This window comes from Gaoshiqia hydrogeniformans, assembly GCF_049347105.1.
In the GTDB taxonomy this organism is placed as follows: domain Bacteria; phylum Bacteroidota; class Bacteroidia; order Bacteroidales; family Prolixibacteraceae; genus Gaoshiqia; species Gaoshiqia hydrogeniformans.
This window is the reverse complement of record NZ_CP186334.1, coordinates 39606-58244: the sequence shown is the minus strand read 5'-3', so window position 1 is coordinate 58244 and position 18639 is coordinate 39606. Positions and strand designations below refer to the sequence as shown.

19 protein-coding genes and 1 tRNA gene are annotated in these 18639 nt (G+C 45.6%); 15 read left to right on the top strand and 5 right to left on the bottom strand.

Annotation, left to right across the window (positions count from 1 at the left end; genetic code table 11):
- The first annotated feature begins 4 nt into the window (after positions 1-4).
- A complete protein-coding gene (locus ACOIT5_RS00290) occupies positions 5-376 on the top strand; it encodes a helix-turn-helix domain-containing protein (RefSeq protein ID WP_423128472.1) in 372 nt (123 codons plus the stop codon).
- Between the two features lie 121 nt (positions 377-497).
- Here ACOIT5_RS00290 and ACOIT5_RS00285 read toward each other — a convergent pair.
- Positions 498-571: transfer RNA gene (locus ACOIT5_RS00285), tRNA-Met, on the bottom strand.
- A 133-nt stretch (positions 572-704) separates the two neighbouring features.
- Here ACOIT5_RS00285 and ACOIT5_RS00280 point away from each other — a divergent pair.
- The 4 genes from ACOIT5_RS00280 (at position 705) to ACOIT5_RS00265 (ending at position 4147) form a co-directional block, all read left to right on the top strand.
- Positions 705-1088 (top strand): START-like domain-containing protein, encoded by a 384-nt coding sequence (locus ACOIT5_RS00280; protein WP_423128471.1) that lies wholly within the window; start codon positions 705-707, stop codon positions 1086-1088.
- 65 nt (positions 1089-1153) lie between these two features.
- Positions 1154-2650 (top strand): LptF/LptG family permease, encoded by a 1497-nt coding sequence (locus tag ACOIT5_RS00275; protein ID WP_423128470.1) that lies wholly within the window; start codon positions 1154-1156, stop codon positions 2648-2650.
- A gap of 53 nt (positions 2651-2703) precedes the next feature.
- Positions 2704-3927 carry a bifunctional 3,4-dihydroxy-2-butanone-4-phosphate synthase/GTP cyclohydrolase II gene (locus ACOIT5_RS00270; RefSeq protein WP_423128469.1) on the top strand — a complete coding sequence of 408 codons (1224 nt, stop codon included), beginning with the start codon at positions 2704-2706 and terminating at the stop codon, positions 3925-3927.
- Between the two features lie 7 nt (positions 3928-3934).
- Complete coding sequence (locus ACOIT5_RS00265; RefSeq protein ID WP_423128468.1) at positions 3935-4147, top strand: DUF5522 domain-containing protein; 213 nt, start codon at positions 3935-3937, stop codon at positions 4145-4147.
- Between the two features lie 76 nt (positions 4148-4223).
- Here the strand turns inward: ACOIT5_RS00265 and ACOIT5_RS00260 are convergent, their stop codons facing one another.
- The 4 genes from ACOIT5_RS00260 to ACOIT5_RS00245 are packed head-to-tail and all read right to left on the bottom strand — an operon-like array spanning position 4224 to position 7279.
- On the bottom strand, positions 4224-5630 hold the full coding sequence (locus tag ACOIT5_RS00260) for a DUF3570 domain-containing protein (protein WP_423128467.1): 1407 nt from the start codon (positions 5628-5630) through the stop codon (positions 4224-4226).
- Positions 5631-5639: 9 nt separating this feature from the next.
- Positions 5640-5849 carry a DUF4266 domain-containing protein gene (locus ACOIT5_RS00255; RefSeq protein WP_423128466.1) on the bottom strand — a complete coding sequence of 70 codons (210 nt, stop codon included), beginning with the start codon at positions 5847-5849 and terminating at the stop codon, positions 5640-5642.
- Positions 5846-6835 (bottom strand): FAD:protein FMN transferase, encoded by a 990-nt coding sequence (locus ACOIT5_RS00250; protein WP_423128465.1) that lies wholly within the window; start codon positions 6833-6835, stop codon positions 5846-5848. The genes ACOIT5_RS00255 and ACOIT5_RS00250 overlap by 4 nt, the downstream gene beginning before the upstream one ends.
- 3 nt (positions 6836-6838) lie before the next feature.
- On the bottom strand, positions 6839-7279 hold the full coding sequence (locus tag ACOIT5_RS00245) for a thioredoxin family protein (RefSeq protein ID WP_423128464.1): 441 nt from the start codon (positions 7277-7279) through the stop codon (positions 6839-6841).
- Between the two features lie 206 nt (positions 7280-7485).
- On the opposite strand from ACOIT5_RS00245, the gene ACOIT5_RS00240 reads away from it, so the two are divergent.
- The 10 genes from ACOIT5_RS00240 (at position 7486) to hisS (ending at position 18339) form a co-directional block, all read left to right on the top strand.
- Entirely contained in the window at positions 7486-8823 is a 1338-nt protein-coding gene (locus ACOIT5_RS00240; protein WP_423128463.1) for a TolC family protein, read from the top strand.
- An 11-nt stretch (positions 8824-8834) separates the two neighbouring features.
- Positions 8835-10049 carry an efflux RND transporter periplasmic adaptor subunit gene (locus tag ACOIT5_RS00235; RefSeq protein ID WP_423128462.1) on the top strand — a complete coding sequence of 405 codons (1215 nt, stop codon included), beginning with the start codon at positions 8835-8837 and terminating at the stop codon, positions 10047-10049.
- Between the two features lie 13 nt (positions 10050-10062).
- Positions 10063-10803 carry an ABC transporter ATP-binding protein gene (locus ACOIT5_RS00230; protein ID WP_423128461.1) on the top strand — a complete coding sequence of 247 codons (741 nt, stop codon included), beginning with the start codon at positions 10063-10065 and terminating at the stop codon, positions 10801-10803.
- An 18-nt stretch (positions 10804-10821) separates the two neighbouring features.
- The gene (locus ACOIT5_RS00225) at positions 10822-12042 is read left to right on the top strand and encodes an ABC transporter permease (protein WP_423128460.1); all 1221 of its coding nucleotides are present in this window, start codon (positions 10822-10824) and stop codon (positions 12040-12042) included.
- Positions 12043-12078: 36 nt separating this feature from the next.
- A complete protein-coding gene (locus ACOIT5_RS00220) occupies positions 12079-12750 on the top strand; it encodes a ferric reductase-like transmembrane domain-containing protein (protein ID WP_423128459.1) in 672 nt (223 codons plus the stop codon).
- 102 nt (positions 12751-12852) lie between these two features.
- Entirely contained in the window at positions 12853-13950 is a 1098-nt protein-coding gene (locus tag ACOIT5_RS00215; RefSeq protein WP_423128458.1) for a sensor histidine kinase, read from the top strand.
- Positions 13947-14663 carry a LytR/AlgR family response regulator transcription factor gene (locus ACOIT5_RS00210; protein ID WP_423128457.1) on the top strand — a complete coding sequence of 239 codons (717 nt, stop codon included), beginning with the start codon at positions 13947-13949 and terminating at the stop codon, positions 14661-14663. Before ACOIT5_RS00215 ends, ACOIT5_RS00210 begins: the two co-directional genes overlap by 4 nt.
- Positions 14664-15139: 476 nt before the next feature.
- On the top strand, positions 15140-16423 hold the full coding sequence (locus ACOIT5_RS00205; RefSeq protein WP_423128456.1) for an MgtC/SapB family protein: 1284 nt from the start codon (positions 15140-15142) through the stop codon (positions 16421-16423).
- Positions 16424-16513: 90 nt separating this feature from the next.
- A complete protein-coding gene (locus ACOIT5_RS00200) occupies positions 16514-16867 on the top strand; it encodes a DUF4870 domain-containing protein (RefSeq protein ID WP_423128455.1) in 354 nt (117 codons plus the stop codon).
- A 101-nt stretch (positions 16868-16968) separates the two neighbouring features.
- Entirely contained in the window at positions 16969-18339 is a 1371-nt protein-coding gene (hisS, locus tag ACOIT5_RS00195; RefSeq protein WP_423128454.1) for a histidine--tRNA ligase, read from the top strand.
- The last annotated feature ends 300 nt before the right edge of the window (positions 18340-18639 follow it).

Genomic DNA, 18639 nt, shown 5'->3' with positions numbered 1-18639 from the left:
TCATTTGAAGCATGCATATTTAAAAGACGGTCTGCTGAACGATGACGGGATAAACCATTCTCTTTTATTCAATAATTTAAAATCAAGCAACAAAATGATAGAAATAGAAAAAAGATTTGACCGGTTGGAAAACCTGGTATTGTGCACACAAAAGAAAGTTCTTACCATTGATGAGGTATGTGCACTCACCGCATTAAGCAAAAGCACCATCTACAAATTAACCATGTCAGGGAAAATCCCTCATTATAAGCAAGCCAAGCATCTTTATTTTGATCGTGTCGAGATCGAAGACTGGCTTAAAGAAAACAGAGGTTTTAATGTTTCTGAAATAAACAAGAAATCATCGGCTTATCTGGCGATGAAAGGAAGCAGGTAGACGTATAGCAAATGTTTGATCAGAAACCGGAATTGGGATCAATAAATAGCAATTTGTATGTATCTGGTATGTATCAAAAAAATCAGACAATTACTATTCCCTGTAATTGCCTGATTATCAGTAGCGAGAGGCGGGCTTGAACCGCCGACCTCATGATTATGAATCATGCGCTCTAACCAGCTGAGCTACCTCGCCATTCCAAAATTGCGGTGCAAATATAGCACATAATTTCTACTATTTCCAAGCGATTTCGAAATTTTTATTGGCCGATCTGCAATCTGATTGATAATTTGGGTGATAATAACTATATTGCAGCAAACAATTTAAAATGGCTTCAAAATCAAAAATACAACTAGAATTTCCTATCAATTGTTCTCCCGCAGTTTTGTATAACCGGTTAAGCAGCGCATCGGGTTTGGCCGAATGGTTTGCTGATGACGTTTATGTTAAAGGTAAGATATTTACTTTTATCTGGGAAGGTTCAGAGCAGCGGGCAGAAATGGTTCAAAACAAGGATAGTAAGTCAGTCCGTTTTAAATGGCTGGATGATGACGACAGCGATGCATATTTCGAATTTACAATCAATAAAGAAGAATTGACCGGCGATGTTTCGTTGATGGTGATTGATTTTGCCGAAGAGGGGGAAGAGGATGAAGCCATTGATTTGTGGAATACTCAAATTGCCGATTTGAAACGGATCCTCGGTTGTTAAAAGATTTTTAACTTTTTAATTCTCTAAAATAGCTTAGTTTTGTAATCGTTTCTCAAGCATAATACATGAAACGTTTACACCTGTTTATATTGAAAAGCTTTCTTGGTCCGTTTTTCATGACCTTTTTTATATGTGTTTTCATCCTGTTGATGCAGTTCTTGTGGAAATACATTGACGATATGGTCGGGAAGGGGCTGGAATGGAATATTGTAGCCGAATTGTTGTTTTATGCTTCGCTGGCGCTTGTTCCAATGGCTTTTCCGCTGGCTATGCTGCTGGCTTCTATCATGACTTTTGGAAACCTGGGCGAAAATTATGAATTAGTTGCCATGAAAGCGTCAGGAATTTCCTTGTTCCGGATCATGCGCCCCTTGTTGCTGATTGCCGTTTCGCTTACGCTGTTCGCATTTTATTTTTCAAATAATATTCTGCCTAAAACCAACCTGAAATTCGGGGCGCTTATGTGGAGCGTGAAACGGCAAAAGCCTGAAATGGTGATCAATGAAGGTGTTTTTACCAATGACATTGACGGATACAGTATCAAAGTGGACCGAAAAGGCAGAAACAGTAACATGCTCTACGGAATTTTAATTTACGACCATACAAACAACCAGGCAAATGTTTCTGTTACGGTGGCCGACTCCGGCTTCATGAAAATCTCTGAAGATAAAAAATTCATGGTCATGACCTTGTTTGAGGGAGAAACTGCTCTTGATGAAGATCCGAATGAACGCGGTCGCGAGAAACGCTATCCGTTTCGGCGTAACCGCTTCGGCAAGCAAGTGGTTACCGTGCCTCTGAATGATTTCGAATTTAAACGAACCGATGAGAATTTACTTCGGACGGCTTATCGGATGATGACCCTCCAGCAGTTGGGACATTCTGAAGATTCGCTGTATACCGACTATAACCACCGGGTAAGGCGTTTTGCGATCAGTATGCGGTATAACGATCCTTTAAACCGCTCAATCGTTGATCTAAGCCAGCCGATAGACTCACTTCGCCAGTATCAGCCTTTTGTGCTTGATTCGGCAATTGCCGATTATTCCGGCCTGCATGACGAGATGGATCCCATGCAAAAGAACGAAATTATTGCATCAGCGCTTAACAAAGCCCGGATGAATAAGCAAATGATTGATCAGAACGTATTTGAGCTGTATAATTTGAAGAAAAATGTAAATAAATACAGCATGGAAAAACACAGGCGATTCTCCTGGTCAATTGCCTGTTTAATCTTCTTCTTTATCGGTGCGCCATTGGGGGCCATTATTCGGAAAGGAGGATTGGGAATGCCTGTTGTGGTTTCTATTTTAATGTTTATCACGTATTATATGGTTTCGATTTCGGGTGAGAAATTTGCCCGCGAAGATATGTGGACCATGTCGGAAGGGATGTGGCTTGCCACTGTCATATTTTTGCCGTTGGGTTTCTTTTTGACCTATAAAGCGGCAAATGATTCGGCAATTATGAATATGGAAACGTATCAGTATAACATAAAGCGCCTGATTAATTTGATCGGATCCTGGAAAAAACCGGGAAAGTCAATTCAGGAGGACCGCTAAGTGAATATTTTTCTTTAGTTTTGCATCGGCATTTTTGAAAACCGAATAAGTTAATGACCGAGTTCAAATTAAATACTATACCTGAAGCGATCGCAGCCATTAAAAATGGTGATTTGGTGATAGTTGTTGATGATGAAGATCGTGAAAATGAGGGTGATTTTATTGCTGCGGCAGAGTTAATTACCCCTGAAAAAGTCAATTTTATGGCAACCTACGGGCGCGGACTGATCTGCGTCCCCTTAACCGAAACCCGTTGTGAAGAACTTGAGCTTGACCTGATGGTCGGGCAAAATACCTCGTCGCACCAAACACCTTTTACCGTTTCGGTCGATTTAATTGGTTACGGCTGTACAACCGGAATTTCGGCCAGCGACCGTGCCAAAACAATCAAAGCGTTGGCCAACCCGAATACGCGCCCCGAAGAATTGGGACGTCCGGGACACATTTTTCCGCTGAAAGCAAAGAACAGAGGCGTTTTACGCCGTACCGGGCATACCGAAGCTGCTGTCGACCTGGCTCGTTTGGCAGGCCTGAAACCCGCGGGTGTATTGGTCGAGATTATGAATGAGGACGGAACCATGGCCCGCTTGCCCCAGCTGATGGAGGTGGCTGAAAGGTTCAAACTCAAAATTGTTTCCATTGCCGATTTAATTGCTTACCTGCTTCGGACTGAAAGCCTGATTGATCAGGGAGAAGAAGTGGAGATGCCTACCAAATACGGCGATTTCCGCGTAATTCCTTTCCGGCAGAAGTCGAATGGAGCTGAACATATGGCGCTGATCAAAGGTTCGTGGGAAGAACATGAAGAAATTCTGGTGCGTATGCACTCCTCCTGCATGACAGGCGATATTTTCGGCTCGTTACGTTGCGAGTGCGGCGACCAGTTGCATAAGGCCATGTCGCTGATCGAGAAAGCAGGGAAAGGTGTGATCGTTTATATGATGCAGGAAGGTCGCGGGATTGGATTGATGAATAAAATCGCGGCCTATAAACTTCAGGATGAAGGCTTGGATACGATTGAAGCCAATATTCATCTCGGATTTCAGGCCGACGAACGGGATTACGGTGTTGGCGCTCAGATTTTGCGGAATGTGGGAGTCAGTAATATGAAACTGATGACTAACAATCCGGTAAAGCGTGCCGGAATTGAAGGTTACGGATTGAAAGTCACCGAGGTTGTCCCGCTGGAAGTGGAGCCAAATGAATTCAACCAGCGCTACCTGAAAACAAAACGCGACCGCATGGGGCATTTCCTGCAAAAATTTAAATACGATTAAGCCAGGTATGTTCGATCAGTTGTTTCCCGATGGTTACGATCGTTTTGAAGAGGGTGAAGATTATTACCTCAGCCCCGAAGGTTACCGGGTGATGACCGAAAGTTACCTGGTGAAACGGGGCTATTGCTGTTCCAACGGATGCAAGCATTGTCCATACGAGCCGAAAGCCCGAAAAGGGAACCGAACCTTACGCGCCGATGTGGTAAAAAAATATCAATAGCCGGTTGTTTTGCCAGCTACTTAAATTTGATTCGTTCTTACCGGTTAACCCCGGGATAAACCCGAAAAAATCGTTGTTATTTGTCAAGGACAAACTTGATCCCAAATGAAACAAGGTTGGCTTTAAGCCCGTCGCTTCGGTCATAATGGATAAGGCGTAAGTCAATAGTTTTCATCCCAAATTTATACAGACGCATTTTTGTAAAGATATCGGTATAGCTTAAGCCAAAGCCAAATTGATTACTGTGAAACTCCGACAGATCGTAATCTGAAGTGTAATATTTCTCGGTTGACGAGTGGCTCTCAAAGGGGGCAAAATAGTCAGCTGCAGTTTGCCTGTAGAACCGGTATGTTGGAGTGATTGAGATACTTTGAGATACTTTGATGGGCACTTCGAGACTGGCTGTATGTGAATTTATTCCCCAATCATCGGAATAATAGCGGTAATAACTGCGCAACTTCACTATTTCGTTGATGTAATAATTTACACGCGTTCCTAAAGGCACCTTGAACCGCTTGTCAGGCATGCGTTCAATATCATCTGCCAATCTGTAAACACCTTTATTTTGAGAACTCGTGTAATTGGGAATGTCGCTTGCCGTGCCGATGTAATAATCCGGACGATCGCTGAAATAGATTCTGTGGTAAGGGGTCGATAGTAGGCCTTCCTGATATACAAAATCCATAAAAACAGAGGCCTGCAATTTCTTGTTGAGAATTTGTGAGAACGACAGTGAAGCTGAGTACGAGTTTCTGTTTTTTCCGGACACCGGCGTATAGGCTTCCGGATGGTATCCTGTTGTTGCTTCTCCGTTTTCGTTCCATACAGAAACGCCGTTAAAATACCCGGAATTTAGAAAATCAGTTCCGTATAGGTTGTATTCCTTCAGCTCCATGGGATAAATAGGCCTCCAGCTGTCGAGGTAAACTTGCCCTTTCAGGCTGAGTTCGGTATTCTTCCCGTTAAACAACCTGGCCAGGCTACCCCCGGCACCGATAGAGGTATAATCATATTCGTTGGAAAACGAAACATGGGTGCCCCAAATAAAGTTCCGATCGTCGGAGCTGTGGCTGTATGCCCCGCTGATACTGGCAAGTACGTCGCTCCGGGATGCGCCTGACGACGCCACCCAGGGACTGCCGGTAAACGTCCCGTTTGGCGGAGTTCCTGTTTTTTCAAAAGGGTTTATGTTACTTGATGATGCGGAGGTATACGCCGACAGCCCGGCATCAATGGTTAATACATCGTCGTCATTAAGTGGTAGATTGACAACAATCGTAGGAGTGATATTGTCAATACTTTCGTTACCAATACCTCCGCTAACGGATGAATGGTCTCCTTCCTGTTTGTAATAACTCATCAAAAAGTCAACTTCCGTACGTTCCAATACGCGTTTCTTATACATCTTTGTTGTGTCCTGTTGTGCCGAAGTTGCTTGCGAAAGACAGAAGATCAGGATCAATATGAATATATTTTTCATCATTTTTCGATATTAATTACAACCACATCCTCCACCTGTTTTTCCACCGTTTGCACCTGCGGCTGCTTCGCGGTATACCTGAAAATTAACCTCGAAGCGTTCGTTCTGTGTGGCCGATAATTTCATATCCGGATCATTCAGGTATATTTTCTCATATTCTTTTACCGCAACGCAGGAGCTCATCCCCAACAGTGCTAAAATGATGATTACCATTTTTTTCATTTTTCTGGAGTGTTTCGTTTAATATTTTTCGAGTAATAAATTTTTCCAATATCGTCAACCATAATGCATTCAATACCCGTTAGTTGATCAATAAAATCGAGGCCGGTTTCTTTGCCCATGACAAAGACCGATGTGGCAAGCGCATCTGCCAGTTCGGCTTTTGGCGCAAAAACCGTTACGCTAGCCAACCCTTGTGTCGGGTAACCGGTACGCGGGTCAATGATGTGGGCATAACGGATTCCGTCAAAGATTACGTATTTTTCATAGTTACCGGAAGTAACCACGGCGCTGTTGTCAACAGGAAACCACGAGAACACCTGATCTTTATTAACCGGATTGGTAATTCCAACCAACCAGGGTGAACCATCCGGTTTATTGCCCCAACAGTTTAAATCGCCCGAAGCATTGATCATTCCGGCAACAACGCCATTTTCCATTAATAAGGTTTTGGCTTTATCTGCGGCATAACCTTTCCCGATGGCCCCAAACCCAATTTTCATCCCCGGGAGCTTCAGAAATACAGTTCCTTCCTCTTTGTTCATGATAATATTCTCGTACCCGATTTTCGATACAGACTGTTTAATGGATTCAGCATCGGGCATCCGGGTCATGCTTCCGTCAAACTTCCAGAGCTGATCAATTGCCGCGAAAGAAATATCAAAAGCACCGTCGGTAAGTTTCGAGATCTGAATGGAGCGTTCGATCAGGTCGAATAATTCGGGCTCTGCGTTTACCGGTTTAAAGCCAGCATTTTGGTTAATGGACGACGTTTGCGTGTTGGGGTCCCATTCCGAAATCAGACGTTCAATTCGTGAGATTTCATCGATCGCCATCTGTATAAACTGCTCTCCCTCTGTTTTATCTGCTGCCACCACCGTTATCTCAAAACGGCTTCCCATAAGTTTCAAGGTTCGTGTAAATACCTCTCCTGGATATCCGCAAACGCTGATCATGATCAGAACACAACAAACGACGAACTTTTGCATTTTTTATTTCTCAAGTGCTAAAAGCAGTTCAATATATTCCCGTGGGCTAACATTTCTGTAACCGGTATTCCCAATGACTGAGCCTTGATTGTTTAGGATGACTACATGTGGGAAGTATCCGTTTACATTGTATTTTGCTGCCAGCATGTTGTTGTGTTCCTGCTGGCTTTGGGATAGCTGGTTTTTTTTCAGTTTCGGAAAATCTGCTTTTAAAAGCACAAAATGATCTTTGGAGAATGTTTTGAATTCTTCGGACTGCCAAATGGAATTTTCCAGTTTTATACACGGGGCACACCAATCTGTCCCTGAAAATACCAGCAGAATATTCTTTTGTTCGGTGGTTGCTTTGGCCTTTGCTTCGTCGAAATCAGTCAGCCAGCTTTGTGCAAATAAACTGGTTGTCAGGCAAATCAGTGTGATGGTTAAAAAATGAATCCTCTTCATATATCGATGTGTTTATGTTGGAGATTCACATAGAACAATAGAGGTTTTTGATAGTTCATCAACTTGTTCAATTTCTTTAATCTTTTTTATGGCTGAACCGAAAATGCAGGAATAATGCCAAAACGTCGGTAAAATTGCCCCAAACTTCGATTGTTTTTTCATACGCCTGATGCCGGAAATACCTTTACCGGCAAATAAGTAAAGCGATGAAAACAATTCAGACAAAATTTTTATTCATTACTCTTTTGATGCTGACACCGGGACTTCGTCTGGCTGCACAAAACAAAGCCTGGACGCTCGACGACTGCATCAATTATGCCTTGAGCCGAAACATCCAGGTGCAGCAGGCCGAGCTTTCAACGAACCGGAACCAGTTGTACACCGAACAAGCCAGGGCTGCCCGGCTGCCTTCGTTTAGCGGTTCAGTCAGACAAAATTTTTATTGGGACAAAAATGCAGACAGCCTGACCGGTGCGTTTGGCAGTCTTGAGGGATCAAACAGTACCTCCTATTCGCTCAGTTCGAGCGTGGTGTTGTTTAACGGGATGAGCGTGAATAACCAGTTGAAACAATCTGAGCTGGAGTTGGAAAGCAGCCGGTATTATGCCGAAACCGTGAAGGAATCGATTGAACTGAGTATTTTGAATGCCTTTTTACAGGTATTGTATGCGGGCGAAAGCGTTACAAATGCCGAAAAGCAAATTGAAGCGACTACCGAACAATTGTTGCTGGCCGAAGAACGGCTGACACTCGGTATGGTGTCTCAGTCGGACTACCTGTCAATTAAGTCGCAACTGGCTTCCGAAAAGCTGACTTTGGCAAATGCCCGCAGCCAGTTGGCTATTGCACGTGTTAGCCTGATGCAATTGATGGAACTGCCGGTAGATGATTATTTTGCCGTTTCGTCGCCCGAACCGGACCAGATCCTGAACCGGAACCTTCAACCCGATGCCGCCGTGGTGTACGGAGAGGCGATTGCCATCAAACCTCAGATCAAAAAAGGAGAACTGGACAAAGAGAGCGCCCGGTTAGACGAAAAGATCGCGAAAGCCAGCCTGTTGCCAGCCTTGTCGCTCGATGCCGGTCTGGGCACCTCCTATTCCAGCGGCATGAGCGGTTTCAGTTATACCGATCAGTTGAAAAACCAAATCAGTCCTTCGGTCGGCTTAACGCTTTCTGTTCCCATCTTTCAGAAGAAACAGGCAAAAACAAGCATTAGTCTGGCGCAAATTAATCTCGTGAATGCTGAATTGGAAGAAGTGAATACCAAAAACCAATTGCGCAAGGAGATCGAGCAGGCCACGGTCGATGTATTGGCGGCACAGTCGGAATACGAGGCCAGCCGGGAGCAATATCAGGCCATGGAAGAGTCAGGGCAGGTTGCCAGTGAAAAGTTTAACCTTGGGCTGATGAATTCGGTGGACTATTTATTTGAAAAAACCAATCTGATTACTGCCGAAAGCAAATTGTTGCAATCCAAATACAACCTCATTTTTAGTTATAAAATACTTGATTTCTACAAAGGAATTCCATTAACCCTTTAACATGTTGAAAAATGAAAAAACGAATCACCTATATTTTACTGCCAGTTGTTGTCGTTGTCGCCGGATTATCCGTCTTTCTTGCCTTTGGCCGGACCGCCCAAACAGTTGAACTGGAGACTGCCCTGGTTATCAGGGGAGGGATCAGCGATGTGATTACCGCCACAGGCACCCTGGAGGCCGTGGAAACGGTTGAAGTGGGCACCCAGGTTTCGGGTGTCATCGAGAAAATCTATGTCGACTATAATTCGCAGGTAAAAAAGGGACAGCTACTGGCCAAACTCGACGAAACCCCCCTGGTGGCCCAGCTGGATCAAAGCAAAGCTTCGGTGGATCAGGCCGAGGCGGAATTACAGTACCAGAAAGCCACCTACGAACGCTACCAGGTGCTGATTGAGAAGAAACTGATCGCCCAGTCGGATTACGACCTGGTGGTGTACAATTATAACAAGGCGGTGGCCAGCTTAAACAATGCCCGTTCGGTTTACGATAAAAACAAGATCAATCTGTCTTACGCCTCGATTTATTCGCCCATTGACGGAATCATTCTCGATCGGGCAGTGGATGAAGGGCAGACCGTGGCTGCCAGCTTTAACACCCCAACTTTGTTCACCATTGCCAACGACCTGACGCAGATGCAGGTGGAAGCCAATGTGGATGAGGCCGATATCGGTAATGTGCGGATTGGACAGCGGGTTGAATTTACCGTGGATGCCTATCCCAATCTGAAATTTGAAGGAGATGTCATCCAGATCCGCTTACTGCCGGTTGAGAGTTCAAACGTGATCACCTACACGGTGGTCATCAACGCGCCCAATCCCTACAAAAAACTAATGCCTGGTATGACAGCAAACGCGTCATTTTATGTGAAAGAAAAGGAAAATATCGTGTTAATGCCGGCCAAAGCGCTGAATTTCAATCCGGATAAACAGTTATTGGATGCCTACCTGGAAAGTCATCCGGAAATCAAGCTGCAACTTTCGGATTCGGAAATGACCGGTTCAGAAAACCCGGGTAAAGCTGTTTGGGTAAAAAGAGGGGATGTGATTAGCTGGCAATTGGTTGGCTTGGGCGAAACAGACGAAGCGTATTATGAAGTGGTTTCCGGCTTAAAAGAAGGCGACGAGGTGCTTGTCTCGTTGAATGCCGGCCCGGCAGGCGCCGGGGAGAAATCGACGGCCCGCAGCCCGTTTATGCCGCAGCGTCCGGGTAGTAACCGCAAGAATTAAGGCGATGAAAGACATGAAAACAATTATACAGGTTCGCGATTTAAAGAAAGATTTCCATGTGGGCGAAATTACCGTCCATGCACTGAAAGGCGTCAACCTGGAAATAAAAGACGGCGAATTTGTCGCCATCATGGGAACCAGTGGTTCCGGAAAATCAACCATGCTGAACATTTTGGGTTGCCTGGATAAACCAACCAACGGGCAGTATGTGCTCGACGGTGTGAGTATGGGCGAGCTGGGAAAAAATGAACTGGCAGCCTTGCGGAATAATAAGTTAGGCTTTGTTTTTCAGGCATATAACCTGCTTCCGCGCACCACGGCGCTCGAAAATGTCGAACTGCCGCTTTTTTACAATTCGAAGATAAAAGCAAAAGAACGGAAAGAGCGGGCTGTTGCTGCGCTGGAGGCCGTTGGTTTGGCCGACCGGATGCACCATATGCCCAACCAGTTGTCGGGCGGTCAGCAACAACGGGTGGCCATTGCCCGTTCGCTGGTGAACGACCCGGTAGTCATTCTGGCCGACGAGGCCACCGGGAACCTTGACACCCGCACCTCATACGAGATCATGGCCTTGTTGCAACGCCTGAACGAAGAAGGGAAGACCATCGTTTTTGTAACTCATGAACCGGATATTGCCCGTTTTACCACCCGCAACGTGGTATTCCGCGACGGGCATATTATCCGGGAAGAACAGGTAACCGACCGTTATCACGCTGCAGACTTATTGAAAAACCTGCCTGTTGAGGAGGATTAACTGTAAAAAAGAAGAAAGATGAACTACAGAAATACATTAAAAATAGCGACAAATGCCCTTCGACGGAATAAATTCAGGGCATTTCTCACCATGCTGGGGATCATCATCGGAGTGGCTTCGGTGATCGCGATGCTGGCAATCGGTCAGGGATCAAAGAAAAGTATTCAGGACCAGATGGCCGACATGGGGACCAACCTGATTTTTGCCATGCCCGGTTCCGAACAGCGGGGTGGAGTGCAGATGGGAAACAGTGATGCCCAAAGCATGAAACTCAGCGATGTGGAAGCTGTTGAAACCGAATGCACGGCCATCAGCGCTGTGTCGCCTCAGGTCAGTTCGCGCGGACAAGTGGTGTATGGCAATAAAAACTGGCCCAGCACCGTGTACGGCGTAAATGAAAAATATCTCGGCATACGAAAGTATACGCTGGCTACCGGTCGTATTTTTTCCGAGGCCGAAGTAAGAAGTTATGCCAAAGTATGTATCGTCGGACAAACGATTATCGACAACCTGTTTACGGCTGATGTTGATCCGATCGGGAAAACAATCCGGTTCAACAACATTCCCTTTAAAATTATCGGGGTACTGGCCGAAAAAGGCGAGAACGGCATGGGGCAGGACCAGGATGATTTATTGTTATCGCCCTATACTACCGTGCAGAAACGGATTTTGTCGATCACGCATATTCAGGGCATTTTTGCATCGGCCGTATCCGAAGGAATGAACGACCTGGCCATTGAGCAACTAACCGAGACCCTGCGCCGCACCCATAAAATCAAAGCGGGCGACAGCGATGATTTTCAAATACGTTCGCAATCAGAACTGGTGCAAACATTTACCTCGATCAGCGATGTGATGACAGCCCTGTTGGGCGCCATTGCCGGTATTTCCCTGCTGGTAGGCGGCATCGGGATCATGAATATCATGTATGTGTCGGTTACCGAACGCACCAAGGAAATCGGGCTGCGCCTGTCGGTAGGCGGACGCGGAACCGATATCATGATGCAGTTCCTGTTTGAATCGATTTTACTGAGTGTTTCGGGTGGAACCATCGGCATCGTGCTCGGTATTCTGGCAACTTATGCCGTATCGTCGGTGATGAACTGGCCGGTGGTGATTATGACTTCGGCAGTGTTGTTTGCCTTTGTGGTCTGTTCGGCAATTGGCATCTTTTTTGGCTGGTACCCGGCCCGAAAAGCCGCCGGTTTAAATCCCATCGACGCGTTGCGGTATGAATAATCTGTTAAAAATGAATCAATAATAATTTTAGAGAAAATGAATTGGATCAGGAAAAACGGCGGATGGATGACCGTCGTTATCATTGGATTGTTACCGTTTATAGGTGTTATGGATATTTTCAATATTGATTTTTCAGGATCGGGAGAATCATGGATTTCAATAAAAACCTTCACGGTTCCTGCACGAAGGGCGGGCGAGTTGCCCCGGGAAGTTTCCGGGGCGCATATAGCGGTGAAAGAAACGGGCGAATGGGCCATCCGCTGGTTGGTGTTTGTACTCAGCCTCACCCCGTTCTCGATCCTGACCGGGATTAAATCACGATTGTATGTCAGGCAGGCAGCAGGGATCATCGCATTTGTGTACGCGGGCTTTCACCTGGTGTTTTTTTGTATTGACCGTAGCTTAATTGAAACGTTCAAAGAATTCGGGTACATTATGGGTTTTGTGGCAACATTGATTATGCTTGTTCTTGCAGTCACATCAAACAGGAAGTCGATGAAGTTTCTTCGTAAAACATGGAAAAAAATTCATCAAACGGCTTATCTGGCCGGACTTCTGGCTGTTTTGCATGTGGCCTTGCTAAAACACGGCGACTGGATCCCGTATGTCATTATTCTTGTTGCCGGATTTTTGTTGCGGCTGTCGATTGTCAGGCAAGCCATATCAAAACTGCGAATCAGAAAAACGCTGGTTTCAGCAGCACCTTAGAAATATCAATGGTGGTTGTTTTGATGATCTTTTGGGTTTTTAAAGCGCCGGTTGCCGGATCATTCCCCTTTGAAATATTAACTTTGAAGAAAATGAAATCACATGTTTAAATCGACACCTGACAGAAAGATTGCAGCGATGCTCCATATCACGGCCTGGATTATCGTTATCACCATTCCGCTTTATTTAAGCAACACGTTTGGAGCAGGTGGTCATCCGCACCGGTTGTACCAGTTTTTTGTGCACAGTTTTTCTGCGGCAATCATATTTTATGTGGGGTATTTGTGGTTGGTTCCGGCGTTTTTTCTTCAGGAAAGAAAACTAACCTACCTTGTCGCTTTGATTGGATTGATCCTGGTCACCTATTTTATAACATCTTTTATTAACGAATATTTTCTTCACGACGCTTTGGCGGAAGAGAAGTTTCGGGCTGCACTCAAAAAACTGACAGACAGTGACAGCGATATTCGTCCGCCGATGAAAGCTTTCGGTTTTTACAACCATGTGATTGTATCGGTGTTAATTTCTGGTTTTGCCATCGGCCTTTGCGGGATGGAAAAATTGGAAAAGGAAGAGAAAAAGCAGAAAGAACTGGAAAAAGAGAAGCTGAACTCTGAACTTGCGTTTCTGAAAAACCAGGTGAGTCCGCATTTCTTTTTTAATACGCTGAATAATATTTACTCGCTGATTGGTATCGATGCGGCGGACGCGCAGGACGCTGTTCTGAAATTATCGAAACTGATGCGTTACCTGCTTTACGAATCGGAGCAGGGTTTAACCGGTTTGAACGACGAAATTGCCTTCATGAACAACTACATCGATTTGATGAAACTTCGTTTGAACGCGAAGGTGGACTTGTCGGTTTCGTTTCCGGGGAATACGGAAAATCTGAATATTCCGCCGCTTTTGTTTATTCCTTTTATCGAAAACGCGTTTAAACACGGGATCAGTTACCGCGAACCTTCTTTTATTGATATAAAAATGACGGTGGACGGTACGGTTGTTTATTTTTCCACTCGAAACAGTATTGGCGCCAGCAGTCATCCCGGAGACGGGCAATATTCCGGTATCGGGCTCGAAAATGTAAAAAAACGGCTCAGTTTGTTGTTTCCCGGGAAACATACCCTGAAAATTGAACAAACAGATGCTGAATTCCGGATCGATCTCAGGTTGGAAACGAAAACCACGGCAACCACATGAAACTACGTACCATTGCCATCGACGACGAGCCACTGGCCTTGAAACTGCTGGCGGATTACATTCGGAAAACTCCCTTTCTCGACTTGCTGGGCGAATTTGATAACCCCCTGGATGCAGTCGATTTTTTGGAAGGTGAAGCCGTAGACCTGATCATCCTGGATATCCAAATGCCCGATCTGACCGGTATCGAATTCATAAAAATCCTGACCGATCCGCCCAAGATTATTTATACCACTGCTTACGAGAAATATGCCATCGAAGGTTTTAAAGTGAATGCCGTGGATTATCTGCTAAAACCCTTCAGCTATCCCGAATTTCTGTCGGCGGTGCAGAAAGCAAAAAAAATAACCGATCTGGAACAGGCAGCTCTGCCAACGCTCGACGCAAATAATCAATTCTTGTTTTTGAAGTCGGAATACAAGGTCCGGCGGATTAACTTTAACGAGATCTTATACATCGAAGGGCTGAAGGATTATGTAAAAGTATTTCTGCAGCACGAAGAAAAACCGATCCTCTCGTTAAACTCGGTGAAATCGCTGGAGCAAAAATTGCCGGCCGACCGTTTTATGCGGGTACACCGCTCGTTTATCGTTAACCTCGATAAAGTTGAAACCATTGAACGCAGCCGGATTGTTTTCGGGAAAACCTATATTCCGGTGAGCGATCAATACAAAGATAAGTTTCAGGAGTTTTTGAATAAGAATTTTTTATAAGCAGGGGTGGTCAGTTGCCAGTGTTCAGTATTCAGTGTTCAGCATTCAGTGTTCTCATGTACTTTTTACTTTCAAGTTCCAAGCCCTTTGCCCCATGCTCCAAGCTCCAAGCCGCACTGACCAATTAACGGAGACGGGAGAACGGAAAACGGAAAATGGAGAACGGCAGCAAGTCGCAGTTTTACTTTGGTACTTTGGTACTTTGCCACTCAGGCACTTTTTTAACGCAGAAAACGCCATGAAGCGCAAAGTTCACAGAGAGCAAGTCCATGCCCCATGCCATACGCCCCAAGCCGCACTGACCAATGACTAATTATCCACTGACCACTGACTAATTATCCAGTAACCAGTGATTCAGTCGCGGTTTGCGCAGAAAGTTTGGCGTTTGAAGATTCCGCTAACCAATATCATTTCCGGTAGTTCTCCCGTTGTATCTTGATGTCCGAAACAATATCTTTGTGCAAAACCTTTAAGCGATGGATATCCAACAGTATGTTCCCGGCGAAATTGTCAACTTTTTCCTGGTGCTGGTCTTTTCCCTGCTCATTGGAATGGGGCAGCGGCGTCATCACCTGAATCATGATGAGAATGTGTTGTTTGGTACCGACCGCACGTTTACCTTTATCGGGCTGCTGGGCTATGTGTTGTACCTTGCCGATCCGCACAACCTGGTCCCTTTTCTAACCGGATTTTTCATTATTGGCCTGTTGCTGGCCGTTCAGTATTTTCAAAAAATCAGGAAACTGCAGGATTACGGGCTGACCACTTCCATTCTCGCCTTGCTTACTTATTGTTTAACGGTGATGGTATTTACCCAACCAGCCTGGCTGACGCTCTCGTTTGTGGTTTCGCTGCTGATTTTAACGGAGATGAAGAGTCATTTCAAGACGATTTCCATGAAAGCTTCGGACGAAGAATTTATCACCCTGGGCAAGTTTATCGCCTTTGCCGGAATCATCCTGCCTTTGTTGCCGGCCGAGAATATGGCCGATTTTATACCCATTTCGCCTTACGAGCTGTGGCTGGCCATTGTGGTGGTTTCGGGCATTTCATATATCAGTTATTTATTGAAAAAGTTTGTTTTTCCCGGATCAGGGGTCTTGCTTACCGGGATACTGGGAGGAATTTACAGCAGCACGACCACCACGCTGATCCTGGCCCGCCGGGAAAAGGAGGAAGGGACTACCGCCCTTTCGGTTGCGGCCATTATGCTGGCCAACGGGATGATGTACCTGCGGATCCTGGCGCTTGCTTACTTGTTTAACCGGTCCATCGGGCAAATGCTCACCATTCCCTTTCTGCTGATGTTTGGGATTGCCTTTGGCCTCTCGAAATGGATTGGCCGCGATATCCGCCTGGGGAAGGAACAGCCGGTTGAAGAAGACAAGCTGGTGAAACGCAACCCGTTGGAGTTAAAAATGGCTTCCGTTTTTGGTTTGTTGTTCGTTGTTTTTGGTTTGGTTACGGAGATGGTGATGAAACATTACGGCAGCAGCGGCGTGTCGGGAATGGCTTTTCTGATCGGCGTGTTCGATATCGACCCGTTTTTGTTATACCTCTTGCAACAGCATTCCGGTATTGTTCAGCTTTCGGTGGCTTTGGCTGTCATTAACGCCACCAACAGCAACAACCTGATGAAAATGATATACGCCATGTCGCTCGGAAGCAAACAGGCCCGAAAACCTTTGCTGAGTTCATTCCTGATCCTGTTCTTTTCCGGCTTGCTGGTTTCGCTGATCTTTTATTTGATTTACCGGTAAATTGAGCTCAGGCATACAAGTTTTTAACAGTTTTCGGCGAAGTATTTGATTTCAACATGAATTGGCCTAATTTGGCCTAAAATTTCAGATATGGAGCGAATTATTGACAATCCGGATGAGCGCACCTGGGGTATGTTGTGCCATCTTTCAGCCTTTGCCGGTATGCTGATCCCCTTCGGGAATATTATCGGGCCACTGGTCGTGTATTCCATCAAACGTAAAGAGTTCGATTTTGTCGACGATCAGGGAAAGGAAGCGATTAACTTTCAGATTACCATGAGTATCGCGATGTTGGCGGCGTTGATTCTGTCGCTGGTAATTATCGGAATATTTTTATTTATTGGCATTGCCTTGTTGTCGCTCATATTTACAGTGGTAGCGGCTTTAAAGGCGAACCAGGGCGAGTTTTACCGGTATCCGTTCAACTATCCCTTTGTGAAGTAATCAGGTTTTTTGCTGAAATAGCCCTGATAATTCCCGGCATAGCTTGAAGACCTGCCAATTTTCTTTATTTTTGCAGCTTCAACGAAATGCATTGTTAGATTATGGCCCAAAAACCTTCGATTCCCAAGGGAACGCGTGATTTCTCTCCTGTTGAAATGGCGCGCAGAAATTATATTTTCGATACGGTAAAAACGGTTTTTCAATTGTACGGTTTTCAACCCATTGAAACGCCGGCCATGGAAAACCTGTCGACTCTGATGGGAAAATACGGAGAAGAAGGCGATAAATTATTGTTCAAAATCCTGAACTCGGGCGACTTCGTGGCCGGAGTCGATGAACAGGAACTGCTCGAACGCAATAGTATTCGTTTAACCAACCGGATTTCGGAAAAGGGGCTGCGTTACGATCTCACCGTGCCTTTTGCCCGTTTTGTGGTGCAGTACCGCAACGACATTTCATTCCCCTTTAAGCGTTACCAGATTCAGCCGGTTTGGCGGGCCGACCGACCACAGAAAGGACGTTACCGCGAATTCTACCAGTGCGATGTCGACATGATCGGCAGCGATTCGTTGCTGAACGAATTTGAACTGGTGCAGATAATCAGCGATGTATTTACCCGTCTGCAGGTGAATACCCTGGTGAAAATCAATAACCGGAAAATCCTGGCCGGTATTGCCGAAACCATTGGCGAAGCCGGACGGATCGTCGATATTACTGTGGCCATCGATAAACTCGATAAAATTGGTTTGGACCATGTGAATGCCGAATTGATAGAAAAAGGCGTTTCGCAAGCGGCTGTTGACCGGCTGCAGCCGATTCTGAAACTGAGTGGTCGCACCAGCGACAAGCTGAGCCAGCTGGAGGCAGTGATCGGCGCATCAGAAACCGGGCGGAAAGGCATCGACGAAGTCCGCACCTTATTTACTTATCTGGACACTGTGAGCCTGAATACTGAAGTTGAACTGGATCTGACCCTTGCCCGGGGACTGAATTATTATACCGGCGCTATTTTCGAGGTGAAAGCCAAAGATGTGCAGATTGGCAGCATTTGCGGCGGTGGCCGCTACGACGACCTGACCGGTATCTTTGGTATGCCGGGGGTTTCGGGCGTGGGCATTTCGTTTGGCGCCGACCGGATTTACGATGTCATGACACACATGAACCTGTTTCCCGAAGAAGCCGTTGCTTCAACCCGGATTGTGTTTATCAATTTCGGGCCCAAAGAAGAAGCGTATTGTTTGCCCGTGCTTGCCAGTCTTCGTAAAGCTGGTGTGAATGCCGAAATCTTTCCAGAGGCGGCCAAAATGAAGAAGCAAATGGCCTGGGCCGACCGAAAAAATATTGCTTATGTGGCCCTGGTGGGCGAAGAAGAAATGGCCCAGGGAAAAATCAACCTGAAAAACATGAAAACCGGCGACCAGAAACTGGTCAGCCCGGAAGAACTCCTGGAAATCTTTACCGGGCAGGCCTAATCAGCTGATGAAATTCAGGAAAGGATCAATTTACCGATGTAAGTGAACATCCGTTATTTTGTTTAGTTCGATCAGTTTCAGGGAGCATATCAAAAATAATCAACAATATACATTTATTGTCCGGCTTTTTTTTGATAGATTAGCATGTCGCTTCTTTTACTCCGTAAAGACGAGGCAGGCAGGGCATGGTCCAATAAGAATAGCGGGGAAAGGAATGCAAAAGCAGGTTTCTTAAAACTTACCCGACTATGAAAAGATGAAACGAAATGCCCGTGTTATAACCGGTTCGGTTGCAGTATA

Coding starts and splice junctions, on each gene's coding strand:
- ACOIT5_RS00280 (WP_423128471.1), top strand. CDS start 705: ATGGCTTCAAAATCAAAAATACAACTAGAATTTCCTATCAATTGTTCT.
- ACOIT5_RS00275 (WP_423128470.1), top strand. CDS start 1,154: ATGAAACGTTTACACCTGTTTATATTGAAAAGCTTTCTTGGTCCGTTT.
- ACOIT5_RS00270 (WP_423128469.1), top strand. CDS start 2,704: ATGACCGAGTTCAAATTAAATACTATACCTGAAGCGATCGCAGCCATT.
- ACOIT5_RS00265 (WP_423128468.1), top strand. CDS start 3,935: ATGTTCGATCAGTTGTTTCCCGATGGTTACGATCGTTTTGAAGAGGGT.
- ACOIT5_RS00260 (WP_423128467.1), bottom strand. CDS start 5,630: ATGATGAAAAATATATTCATATTGATCCTGATCTTCTGTCTTTCGCAA.
- ACOIT5_RS00255 (WP_423128466.1), bottom strand. CDS start 5,849: ATGAAAAAAATGGTAATCATCATTTTAGCACTGTTGGGGATGAGCTCC.
- ACOIT5_RS00250 (WP_423128465.1), bottom strand. CDS start 6,835: ATGCAAAAGTTCGTCGTTTGTTGTGTTCTGATCATGATCAGCGTTTGC.
- ACOIT5_RS00245 (WP_423128464.1), bottom strand. CDS start 7,279: ATGAAGAGGATTCATTTTTTAACCATCACACTGATTTGCCTGACAACC.
- ACOIT5_RS00240 (WP_423128463.1), top strand. CDS start 7,486: ATGAAAACAATTCAGACAAAATTTTTATTCATTACTCTTTTGATGCTG.
- ACOIT5_RS00235 (WP_423128462.1), top strand. CDS start 8,835: ATGAAAAAACGAATCACCTATATTTTACTGCCAGTTGTTGTCGTTGTC.
- ACOIT5_RS00230 (WP_423128461.1), top strand. CDS start 10,063: ATGAAAACAATTATACAGGTTCGCGATTTAAAGAAAGATTTCCATGTG.
- ACOIT5_RS00225 (WP_423128460.1), top strand. CDS start 10,822: ATGAACTACAGAAATACATTAAAAATAGCGACAAATGCCCTTCGACGG.
- ACOIT5_RS00220 (WP_423128459.1), top strand. CDS start 12,079: ATGAATTGGATCAGGAAAAACGGCGGATGGATGACCGTCGTTATCATT.
- ACOIT5_RS00215 (WP_423128458.1), top strand. CDS start 12,853: ATGTTTAAATCGACACCTGACAGAAAGATTGCAGCGATGCTCCATATC.
- ACOIT5_RS00210 (WP_423128457.1), top strand. CDS start 13,947: ATGAAACTACGTACCATTGCCATCGACGACGAGCCACTGGCCTTGAAA.
- ACOIT5_RS00205 (WP_423128456.1), top strand. CDS start 15,140: ATGGATATCCAACAGTATGTTCCCGGCGAAATTGTCAACTTTTTCCTG.
- ACOIT5_RS00200 (WP_423128455.1), top strand. CDS start 16,514: ATGGAGCGAATTATTGACAATCCGGATGAGCGCACCTGGGGTATGTTG.
- hisS (WP_423128454.1), top strand. CDS start 16,969: ATGGCCCAAAAACCTTCGATTCCCAAGGGAACGCGTGATTTCTCTCCT.